A 343-nucleotide genomic window follows, 5' to 3' on the forward strand; every position below is an offset into this window, starting at 1 on the left:
AGGCACGAGTTATCTATTAATTTACCTGACCGCCATTCAGCCGCTTCACCCGGCGATTGCCGCGGGGATCACACCGGATAATAACCATACGCAGGTACAAAATCAGGGCAACGTTCCGGTTGTCAATATTGCCACGCCGAATGACGCGGGGATATCCCACAACACCTATAAAGCGTTCAATGTCGATACTCAAGGCGCTGTACTCAATAACGCCACGCAAGCGGCTCAATCACAACTGGCGGGGCAACTTAACGCTAATCCTAATCTGCATGGAAAAGCGGCGGAACTGATTATTAATGAAGTGACCGGCAGCGGACAATCTAACCTGCAAGGCCAATTGGAG

At 50.7% G+C, this 343-nt stretch carries 1 protein-coding gene; it reads left to right on the forward strand.

What is annotated here, in order from left to right; genetic code table 11:
• Positions 1 to 343, forward strand: a 343-nt coding sequence (locus SLS51_RS23470; RefSeq protein ID WP_323840873.1) for a two-partner secretion domain-containing protein, incomplete at both ends; no start/stop codon positions are given.

The sequence above is a fragment of the Photorhabdus africana genome (assembly GCF_035181445.1).
GTDB classification, from domain to species: Bacteria; Pseudomonadota; Gammaproteobacteria; order Enterobacterales; family Enterobacteriaceae; genus Photorhabdus; species Photorhabdus laumondii.